This window comes from Streptococcus sp. DD10 (assembly GCF_001578805.1).
Classification (GTDB): Bacteria; Bacillota; Bacilli; order Lactobacillales; family Streptococcaceae; genus Streptococcus.
The window spans coordinates 30,680-40,754 of sequence record NZ_KQ969163.1; the positions used below are offsets into that span (position 1 = coordinate 30,680).

Sequence of the window (10,075 nt, forward strand, 5' to 3'; positions counted from 1 at the left end):
GTAATCAAGGCATTTTGTAGGAAATGAAAGCTCATCAAGCCGTCAATAAACTCTCCAATCATCGTGCCCCTCCCTTGAAAAATAGTCCGTCACCGTAAGCTTTTCCTAGATTTTCCTCTGTGAAGGTTGTCTCCGTTGGTCCAAAAGCAATGAGCTTACGATTGAGCAGGAGAACCTGGTCAAAGTAGTGGCTAACCTTGTTTAAGTCGTGGTGGACGATGAGGATGGTTTTTCCAGCAGTCTTCAAATCGCGTAGTGTATTCATGATAATCTCCTCGCTGACCGAGTCAATTCCAACAAAAGGCTCATCCAAAAAGATAACATCTGCCTCCTGCACCAGGCATCGAGCGATTAAAACCCGTTGAAACTGGCCGCCAGACAGCTGACTAATCTGCCGATCTGCATAGTTGGTCAAGCCTACGATAGCTAGAGCTTGCATGACCTTGTCCCAGTTTGCCTTTGACAAACGCTGAAACATTTTGGTCTGAGGATAGAGTCCCAAGGAGACACATTCTTTAACCTTGATAGGAAAATGAAAGTCGATGTCTGCCTTTTGCTCAACATAGGCTACACGAGCGAGAGATTTTTTCAGTTCATGATTGTCTAGAAATGCCTGCCCACTATGGGGAATCATGTTTAAGATGGCTTTTAGTAAGGTAGATTTTCCAGCGCCATTGGGACCGATAATTCCTGTGATACTAGGATCTTGAATGGTAAGATGGATATCTTCTAAAGCGAGTGTTTCTTGATAGGAAACACTTACATTTTGAATTTTAAGCATACTTAACTCCTTTTATATTAATATACCCTAAAATAAAAATTAAGTCAAGTTAATTTTTGGAATTTATTTCTTATTTTCCTTTCTTTTTTATGATATAATGAATCATATGAATGTTGGAAAGAATAGGACGGTTGAATGAAAGTAAAGTCTTTTTATGATGGGGTAAGGGATGCTTTGCCAACGGCACTAGGATACATCAGTATCGGACTGGCCTGTGGTGTCGTAGCTTCTCCTTATCTATCTCCTTTAGAAATGGGGTTGATGAGTCTTTTGGTTTATGCTGGGGCCTCTCAGTTTGCTATGATTGCAATGCTAGCAGCTTCTCAATCCTTGTTGGATATTACTTTGACAGTTTTTCTCATCAATCTGCGTAATATGCTGATGAGTCTTCATACGTCGCCGGATTTCAAAGAAGCTAGTTTGCTGCACAATGTTGGGATAGGGAGTCTTTTAACAGATGAAAGTTATGGAGTTTACCTGTCTGAAAAACTCCGTAATCCACATGTTTCTGTTTCTTGGATGCATGGGAATAATCTGGTTGGCTATATCGCTTGGTTTTTTGCTACAGTTATCGGGACGGCTCTAGGTTCTCTCTTGCCAAATCCTGAGATGTTTGGGCTTGATTTTGCCTTAGTTGCGATGTTTATCGGAATTTTTGTGGCACAGTTTCAGGGGATGAGGCAGACAGAAAAAGTGAAAACCATGCTGGAAGTGTTGTTAGCAGTCGCTTTGACTTTTTTTGTATTATCTATTTTTGTCTCTCAGTCTGTTGCTGTTTTAGCGGCAACTCTCTTAGGTTGTTTTGTGGGGGTGGTGCGTGATGACGCTTAATGGAACTGTTTTAGTAGCGATTCTTTTATCTGCTTTGGTGACATGGTTACCAAGGATTTTTCCTTTTATCCTTGTAAAATACAAGGGGTTGCCAGAAATCGTGGTACGCTTTTTAAAATACCTGCCGATTTCAATCATTACAGCCTTGATCTTATCGAGTCTTGTTGAGGGGAAGGTAGGGATGTTTCCTCAGCTTCGTTGGTTGGATCTTTTAGCAACTGTTCCTAGTCTCTATGTTGCTTTTCGGTATAAGAATCTCCTTGGGACGGTGATTTTTGGCATTGTTTTAGTGGCAATCTTGCGATTTATTTTCTAAAAGGGAAGGCTTGAGTCCCTTTTGTCTGTTTCATACTCTTTCTAAAATCTCTTCAAACCACGTCAGCTTCCATCTGCAACCTCAAAACAGTGTTTTGAGTAGCCTGCGGCTAGCTTCCTAGTTTGCTGATGATTTTCATTGAGTATCAGTTGTTCCATTTTTTTGATGTTGCTATTAGATTTCTTCTTTTTAGCTATTAGGACAGCTCGACTGACTAGTTACTCTACTTTTCAAGAAATTCCCGTCTATTTCTGAAAGATTACTGAAAGTTCTCTTTAGAAAACCATCACGTCATTGTATTTCCAAACAAATCTGTTATAATGGAGTAAACTATGAAATGAGGTTCCCATGTTACACTTCGAAAATGATTACAATGAAGGAGTTCACCCAGCTTTGTTAGAAGCCTTGGTGGCGACTAATGAAGAAAATCTAGCTGGTTATGGGATGGACAGCTATTGTCAGAAAGCAACAGAAAAGATTGTTCAGGCTTGTCAGTGTCCAGAAGCTGAGGTTGCCTTTTTGACAGGTGGTACTCAAACCAATCAAATCGTGATTAATAGCATGCTCCAATCTTATGAAGGAGTCATCGCAGCAGAAACGGGTCATATCAGTGTCCACGAGGCAGGAGCGATTGAGTTCACGGGGCATAAAGTTCTGACTCTGCCACACCATGAGGGGAAGATTGCGGCTGCTGATGTGGAGAAGTTGATTGAAACCTTCTATGCGGATGCTAACCATGAGCACATGGTTTTTCCGGGGATGGTGTATATTTCCCATCCGACTGAGTATGGGGCTCTATACAGTAAGGAAGAGTTGGAGGTACTTGCTTCCATTTGTCGTGATCACGGGATTCCCCTATTTCTAGACGGGGCTCGCCTAGCTTATGGGTTGGCTGCTAAAGATACGGATGTAGATTTGCCGACTATTGCCAAGCTCTGCGATGTGTTCTACATTGGAGGGACTAAGGTAGGTGCTTTAGCTGGGGAGGCGGTGGTTTTTACCAAGAAGAACAAGCCGAAGCATTTTACGACCATTGTGAAGCAACATGGGGCTCTGGTGGCTAAGGGCCGTATCTTTGGTGTGCAGTTTGACCGTTTTTTTACGGATAATCTTTATCTGAAAATCGGGCATCAAGCGATTGCCTTGGCTGAACAACTAAAGGAAATTTTAGAAGAAAAAAGCTACCGCTTCTACCTTAAATCACCAACTAATCAGCAATTTATTATCGTTGAAAATAGCCAGTTGGAACCTCTAGCTGAAAAGGTTGTATACAGCTACTGGGAGCCTTATGATGAAAACCACACCATTATTCGGTTAGCGACTAGCTGGTCTACTACACAGGAAGACATCGATTGTTTGAGAGAAGTTTTATAATAAGAGTTTAAATTTCTTAACCCAAAGTGGAGAGAAAACAATTAGTTTACTTAATCTATATAAAGATGTGAAAATAAAAAAGTCCTCATTAACTCGGCTGACATAAAGCAGTTTAGTTATTTCGGTTAATATTAGCGAGTCAGTTCATCTGACTCGCTTTTTTCGTTGTTTAGTTTTCCTATGAAATTATAGTAAATGTCAATCTGAATAATGCGATTACGTTTCGTACCAGTTGGTTTATAAATCACAATCTTGTCAATCAGCTCATTTACTATTTCAACGGTTAAATCTGGAAGCTCTGTATATTTGGAAATTCTCGCCATAAACTTAGAGATATTGAGATTGTCTTCTTCTTGTTTGGCGAGTTTTTCGGTTAAATCAGAAATGGAAGATTGAAGCTGTTGCTGTTCCTCTTCATAGGTTTGACTTAGCTTCACAAAGCGTTCATCTGAAATTTTACCAAGTAGATTATCTTCATAAAGCTTCTGGATGATGCGGTCAATCTCTTTGGAGCGGTATTCATCTTTTTCGAGTTGCTGGCGCTGGCGTTTGTTGTCTCTAGTGAATTGCGCTTGACTTTGCTGTTCTAACTTTTTCAAAAAAGCTTCTTTGTCGAAGTGGATTTCTTGAATGGTCTGGCGGAGCTTGTCGCTCACAATTTCAATCAAGGCGGACTTTTGAATGTAGTGTGGATTTTCGCAACCATCAATCGGTTTGCGGTAGCCAGAACATTTATAATGGTCGTGATTAAGCCCATTTTTCTCTTGTGGGCAAAAATAATGCTTTCGCCCACAAGTTCCACAAAAAACTAATCCAGCAAACAAATTTTCGTGACCAATCCGATTCTTATAACGCTTATTCGAACGTTTATGGCTTCGCATTTTCTGGACAATATCGAAAGTTTCTTGGTCTATGATAGCCTCATGAGTATTTTTGAAAATCAACCAATCTTCTTTTGGATTATCTACTTTGCGTTTGTCTTTATAAGATTTCTTCCGTGTTCGAAGATTGACCGTATGCCCAAGATATTCTTCACGCCCTAAAATGCTACTTAAAGTTTCTCTCGTCCAAAAATAAGGCAGTTTCTCCACGTTTGGACTAGCAGAGATAGACTTCAAACCAATTTCTATTCGGTGGCGGTCTGGCTTAAAAATTTTGTCATTTTCTAACCCTTTTGCAATCTCTGAAAGACTTTTTCAATTTTTCGCTTCTTGAAAAATCCGCCTCACAACCTCGCTCGCAACGGGGTCAACTATCCAATTTCTAGGATTGTCAGGGTCTTTGAGATAGCCATAGGGTGGATTAACCGTCACTCGCTCACCAGCTCTAGCTTTCGATTGAACAACCGCCCGAATCTTTTTACTGGTATCCGCCGCATACATTTCGTCCATTAAACTCTTGATTGGCAAGAAAATAGAATTAGTTTCATTAGGCTTATTCGAGTCTACGCCATCATTTAAGGCGATAAAGCGGACATCGAAACTCGGAAAAGTGATTTCGGTTAGTTGTCCAACCTTGATATAAGACCGCCCTAGACGGCTTAAATCCTTGACAATGAAGTTTGAAACTTGCCGATTTTCCACTAATCGCAAAGCTTCCGAAATAGCTGGGCGGTCAAAATTTGTGCCACTAAAGCCATCATCGATAAACAAAATAGGATTAGGGAGATTTTCTCTTGTAACTACATCAAGCAGAATTTTCTTCTGATTGGTAATTGAGTTACTATCTCCTTCCAGTCCATCGTCTTGACTTAAACGACAATAAACCACTGTAATATCTGAAAGTTTCGAAGTATCTACTTGTCTATAATCTGAAATTTTCAATGTTCTATTCATGCGTTTTCTCCTTATGGAGTTCACACACCTTATACTACTATTATACCATTTTTACTACTGTTAAAACAGTGATTTATCGCTTAAAATCAACCTTTCTAAGACTTTTTCAAGGTGGCGATTTCCAGTAAAACGGTGACGGATTAAGTAAGTCGTTCGACCAATGCGACAAATTTCATCGGCGGTGCGTGAGGGCTGGTTTGAGTCTCTATCTTGATACTTCTGGTTCATTCAAAATTCCTCCTTTGATGTAATCTGAATATTCGTCCAAAGTAATCACGATGAATAATTCCCAAAAATTGTATAATTCTTTTTGAATCGCTTTCGAAATCGCCAGTTTGCGCTTGTCATCTGGCACAACCCAAAGCACAAATGGAAAAACTTCCTTTTGGCGCTGTTCAATACCTGAGCGATAATATTCAATATATTTCTTACAGGTGTTCACAATGCGCGCAAGGCTTTCTGTGTTTCGGTCTATTTCCAGAAAATAATGGTCTTCATAATCATGATTAACCAACTCCAAATAAGCGTCTGGTTTTAAAGTCATTCCAATACCAGAGAGTTTTTGGTAACTGCGCCAAGAGTTCGGCTCAAAGGAAAAGGTTTCAAGCGACAGTTTTTCTGAATTTCGAACGGTCTCCAGTGTCTCAACAAAGATTTCCGTAATCGCCAAAGTGTGTTCAACGTGGTGCTGGGTTGGTTCATATTTATTTTTATAACGCAAGGTGATACTGTCATCTTGGTTTTTAAGAAGCTTTAATCCCTGAAAAGTAATTTGCCAAACATAAGAAGCAGAGCCACGGCGTGCACCACCAACTCGTCGCTTCAAGTGTGAAACCAAGCCAGCTTGTTTAAGACTCTGTGCGGTAAAATTAGCACGGCGAATGGCGGTTTCGAATCGAGCGCTATCCGCAAAAAAGAGTCTGGCTAGTTGGTTGGTGGTCGCATATCTTGCTTGACTCAAAAAGTAAAGAATTTGTGTATCTTCATTTGTTAATTGATTCCATTTCATCTGTTTTGTTCTCCATTAAAATTGAAAAGGTGTGCTCCCGTAAAATGTGCTTAGTTGCGGAGTAAGTCGTGTGAGTAAAAATCCTAAAAACCTTTATTTATCAGGGACGGACGAATTTTCTTCATCAACACGATTCGAAGACCGATTGGAACTCTTTTTGCGCCCTAAATCTGTTAGCTGTTGCGGTGGATTATTGTCTTTCGAAACCGGTTTTTCAAAAGTATAGCTTTCAAATTCAGCTTCAATATCTGTTATATCTTGCCCATATCTAGTTAAGCTATTCAAAAATGGCGTGCGACTATCTCTAATTTTTGGCTTAGGTGGGTAGGTTTTACCGATAATCCAACGGTAGGTATTTGGTGAGATTTCTGTTCTGATATATACCCAAAATGGTGGTAAGCTGTAAAAATCTTCTTTGTCAATCTCCAGAGTATATTTTGCCATTTCACTAGCTTCATCAAGATTTAAGCCAAAAACAATTTTATTCGCAACATTAGATTCAATTCCAGCTTTTAGCTGAGGTGACATCTGGGCGAGGTGTTGGAAGCCGATATTCCATCCAACATTAAACTGACGAGATTGCGAAAGCGCTTCATCTAAGTTAGCGTTAGGGATACCTAAGAAACTCGGTGTTTCATCAATATAGATAAAGACCGATTGGCGTTTGCTTGGCTCAACCGAAGACTGGCGCAAAATTAACATCCAGAGCATTGAAGTGATGAGGCTACCAATGAGTTTCGCAGATTCTGAACCGATTACTGATTTATTTAGTGAAATTAATACGATTTTTCGGCTTTTGAAGATTTCTGCAAGACTGAAATTTGGATTAGTTTGTCCCAACATTGCCCGAAGTTGCGGACGAAGCAAAAACTGTCGGAATTTATTCAAAATGGGGTTTAACATCTGGTGACGTTGAGCTTCACTAAGTAGCTCAAACCAGTTCCAGAAACTTTCCAGCCCGATTGGGTCTTTTAACTCTCTTAATAGTTTATTTCGAAAGGATTGATTAGTGAGTAAACTTGGTAGCATGACTAAAGAAGTGTTCGGAATTCTAGCAAGCGTTAGAAAACTGTGCGATAAAATATCCAGCGAGTAAATTCCAAAATGTTCAGGATAAAGTCCTTTAAATAGCTCCAGTAGATAATCTGCAATAACTTCTGGCTCGATACCATGCTTAGTGAGCTCGAAAGGGTTTATACCGACAATTCGCTTTGAAGTGGGTGAAATCACCACAATATCTTCATCGTGTTCAGCTGGTGTGCGCTCTAAAAGTTCGTGCGTTAGTTGACCCTTAGCATCAACCACAACTACACTATGATTTTTTGATTTTATATCGGATAGAATTAAATGACTCATGGCTGTTGTTTTCCCAGTTCCTGTACTTCCTAAGAGAAAAAGGTGCTTTTTAGCAGATTGGGCAGAAATCTGGATTGGTCTTGGCTCACTTTCGATAGTTTGCGCTAGACTCCTCAGCTTATTTCGATTAAGATTATAGCCAAGAGGTGGCGTTACTAATTTAGGGTGAACATTTGGCACGCCAGAAATCTTTTCTTCTCCGATAGGTAAAAGCATAAAACAAGCTAGGTCTGAGACGGATAAGCTATACGGAAAAGACCACGAGGGTTGTACTTGATTAAGTTTTTGGGCGGAGATTGGTTTTAATTCGATAGTGGCAGAACTTTCTAACATTCTAAAACTACTAAGCAAGCTCGAAAAGAACTCTTTTATTCGCAAGATACTGCGAGATTTAGCACCGATACGGATTTCACACTTAAAAGTAGATTGGTTTAATTTTTGGCGCATGAGCTTTTTTGAGTTCTCGGAAAGCTCTGGAATGTTATTTGTAATAACCTGATACCAGCGAGCAGATAGATTGGGTAAGTTTTTTGGCTGCGGTTTTGGTGGTGAGCCTGCGCCAATGAGCAACTGAACGACAAGTTCTTCATCTGGTTGTAGTGTTGTTGAAAGCGCAAGACTTGAACGCACCATATTTTCGACCGAATCTACCTTGAGCGCATAGTGAGATTGTTTTATCTCTACCAAGCGAGCAACAGACATTTTCTCTCGCTTAGGCGCTTTCGAAAATTGTATTTGACGATGAGATTGGATAAGTTGATGAAGATAGCGTTTATCTTGCTCTTCTGTTCCTAGTAAATAACGTACTTGATTTCGTTTCATTCGAATCTCGAAGACAATCGTTTTACGGCGAGATAATCCCACTAGTTGCCCAAGCATAGATTTTACGTCTTCTTCAGAAAATGGACGTTGCCAAATCCATTCACTCCAAGATAACGTTTCGAACTTTCTTTTCATTTTTACCTCCAATCTTTCGATTTAATTACCCGAAAGGCAACCCAGCTAACGAGAATAACAACCCCGAAAATTGCCAAAACTCCCCAAACTTCCAAAATCATTTTGATTGCTTTATTAACAAGCCAAGCACAAGCAAACAGTCCGAGAATATAAGCAAATAGTTTCTTCATAGCTGGTCTCCTTTCTGTCTCCATTTATACAAGAAAAGTGATAAAAAGTTAAATTTCGTAAGTGGTGATTTTTTGAGCGATTGGAATAGTTTTAGGACATTTTTACAGTAGTATATTTCACAATATTTTTTCCTTTTGTCTAGTTCAAGTGAGGTTTTTACTTTTTGGAAATTCGTCTCAATTTTGCTTCAGCGAGCAAGAATAAATCGTTGATTTCTTGGCGTTTTTCAAGAAATTCGGCTAGCTCAAGGTCTTCCGATGTGAACTGTTCTGTTTTTGATTTCTTAACTTCGTTCTTTTTAGCATGAAACCAATCCCAAAGACCAGCAAGTACAGAAATCAAGATTAAGAAAATGAGGGCTTGAGAATTATCCATAACGACCTCCTATTTTAGTTTTTCCGCTGAATGGTATGTGAAAGCCCGCAAGATATAATCCGTGTAGACCTTAGCATTTGGTGTATTGCCCAAGATTTCCTCTTGAATGAGGGCAAGTTTACCAACCTTATATAGCAGGTCTGTTGCGAGTAATTCTCGTGCTTGATTGGCTGCCATAGATTGGTTCAATTCCTTGGCAACTCGTAACTGGTATGGATTCACAAGTTGTGTAAGGCCTGTATCTGTAGTTGATTTTTGTAGAGTATTCATCATGTTTCTCCTTTGATTTTGGTATAATTTAATTAAGTTAGCTAACTTATGGTTTAAGTATAAAAAATATGAGTTAGTATTTGTTGTCAATAGTTATGCCAAAATCTTGCCAATTTCGGAGGTGCGCCATGTTTGATATTCCAAATCTATTTTCAATTGCCTTAAAACACTCTAATAAAGTAGTCTGGTCTGATAAAAAGAAAGTAAGTGTTGGATTAACAACGGTGCTTCATAAAGATTCACTAGCTTATATCTCAGATACAGCTTTTAACAAATATTTTACAGGACAAAATAAAGGACGAACCCTGTATGGAATCGTCCAAGATGAGATAAATGAAAAAAGTTTTTCGCGATACATTTTAGAAGCTGAAAAACGATTGAGTAATGCCAATTATAAAGAGAGTAAATTTGAGTTATTTGGAGTTCTAGAGGATTATTTTGAATTATTGGAAGAATCTCAAAATCTTCCTAAAACTATTTTGTTCGGTCTAAAACAATCTTACAAACTAAATTACTCAGACCGCCCTTATTTATTTCTTGTAGAATGTTTATTTTACGCTTTAACTTGTTATCATAATAAATATCAGGAATATATTTCGATTGATTTCAGTCAAGAGACAGAAGTTATTTCGAAGCCCTTAGAAGAACTTGTTTCTCAAGTTAACGGCTACTCTAAGCGTATTATTCAAGAATTAAACCGTTTTTCAGAGGAGGAACTTCAATTATTTAAGAAAATCGCTCCTTATACGTTTTATGATGAATCTTTTGATGAATTATCTGGTGATTATATTTTATACTCA

General features: G+C 38.9%; 11 protein-coding genes and 2 pseudogenes. 4 read left to right on the plus strand and 9 right to left on the minus strand.

Annotated elements, in window-relative coordinates:
- Positions 1–58: 58 nt before the first annotated feature.
- The gene (locus tag STRDD10_RS08010) at positions 59–781 is read right to left on the minus strand and encodes a metal ABC transporter ATP-binding protein (protein WP_067194831.1); all 723 of its coding nucleotides are present in this window, start codon (positions 779–781) and stop codon (positions 59–61) included.
- A 135-nt stretch (positions 782–916) separates the two neighbouring features.
- Here STRDD10_RS08010 and STRDD10_RS08015 point away from each other — a divergent pair, with 135 nt between their 5' ends.
- The 3 genes from STRDD10_RS08015 to STRDD10_RS08025 all read left to right on the plus strand — a co-directional run bounded on the left by STRDD10_RS08015 (position 917) and on the right by STRDD10_RS08025 (position 3,302).
- A complete protein-coding gene (locus tag STRDD10_RS08015; RefSeq protein WP_067194834.1) occupies positions 917–1,612 on the plus strand; it encodes an AzlC family ABC transporter permease in 696 nt (231 codons plus the stop codon).
- Positions 1,602–1,928, plus strand: coding sequence for an AzlD domain-containing protein (locus STRDD10_RS08020; RefSeq protein WP_067194837.1), 327 nt, complete (start codon positions 1,602–1,604; stop codon positions 1,926–1,928). The genes STRDD10_RS08015 and STRDD10_RS08020 overlap by 11 nt, the downstream gene beginning before the upstream one ends.
- A gap of 348 nt (positions 1,929–2,276) precedes the next feature.
- On the plus strand, positions 2,277–3,302 hold the full coding sequence (locus tag STRDD10_RS08025; RefSeq protein ID WP_067194839.1) for a threonine aldolase family protein: 1,026 nt from the start codon (positions 2,277–2,279) through the stop codon (positions 3,300–3,302).
- A 131-nt stretch (positions 3,303–3,433) separates the two neighbouring features.
- Here the strand turns inward: STRDD10_RS08025 and STRDD10_RS11625 are convergent, their stop codons facing one another.
- The 8 genes and pseudogenes from STRDD10_RS11625 to STRDD10_RS08050 all read right to left on the minus strand — a co-directional run bounded on the left by STRDD10_RS11625 (position 3,434) and on the right by STRDD10_RS08050 (position 9,278).
- Positions 3,434–4,183, minus strand: a complete 750-nt coding sequence (locus STRDD10_RS11625; protein ID WP_331709918.1) for a DUF4368 domain-containing protein — start codon at positions 4,181–4,183, stop codon at positions 3,434–3,436.
- Between the two features lie 3 nt (positions 4,184–4,186).
- Positions 4,187–4,486: pseudogene (locus tag STRDD10_RS11805) on the minus strand (recombinase family protein); the annotation flags it as partial.
- Between the two features lie 12 nt (positions 4,487–4,498).
- Positions 4,499–5,137, minus strand: a complete 639-nt coding sequence (locus STRDD10_RS11630) for a recombinase family protein (protein WP_231853395.1) — start codon at positions 5,135–5,137, stop codon at positions 4,499–4,501.
- 205 nt (positions 5,138–5,342) lie between these two features.
- Complete coding sequence (locus STRDD10_RS08035; RefSeq protein WP_067194842.1) at positions 5,343–6,146, minus strand: replication-relaxation family protein; 804 nt, start codon at positions 6,144–6,146, stop codon at positions 5,343–5,345.
- 93 nt (positions 6,147–6,239) lie between these two features.
- A complete protein-coding gene (locus STRDD10_RS08040; protein ID WP_067194845.1) occupies positions 6,240–8,459 on the minus strand; it encodes a type IV secretory system conjugative DNA transfer family protein in 2,220 nt (739 codons plus the stop codon).
- 2 nt (positions 8,460–8,461) lie between these two features.
- A complete protein-coding gene (locus STRDD10_RS11190) occupies positions 8,462–8,629 on the minus strand; it encodes a hypothetical protein (protein WP_197458321.1) in 168 nt (55 codons plus the stop codon).
- A 157-nt stretch (positions 8,630–8,786) separates the two neighbouring features.
- Positions 8,787–9,005 carry a hypothetical protein gene (locus STRDD10_RS08045; protein WP_067194848.1) on the minus strand — a complete coding sequence of 73 codons (219 nt, stop codon included), beginning with the start codon at positions 9,003–9,005 and terminating at the stop codon, positions 8,787–8,789.
- Positions 9,006–9,014: 9 nt separating this feature from the next.
- Entirely contained in the window at positions 9,015–9,278 is a 264-nt protein-coding gene (locus STRDD10_RS08050; RefSeq protein ID WP_231853396.1) for a hypothetical protein, read from the minus strand.
- Positions 9,279–9,403: 125 nt separating this feature from the next.
- Here STRDD10_RS08050 and STRDD10_RS11195 point away from each other — a divergent pair.
- Positions 9,404–10,075 (plus strand): annotated as a pseudogene (locus STRDD10_RS11195) (hypothetical protein); the annotation flags it as partial.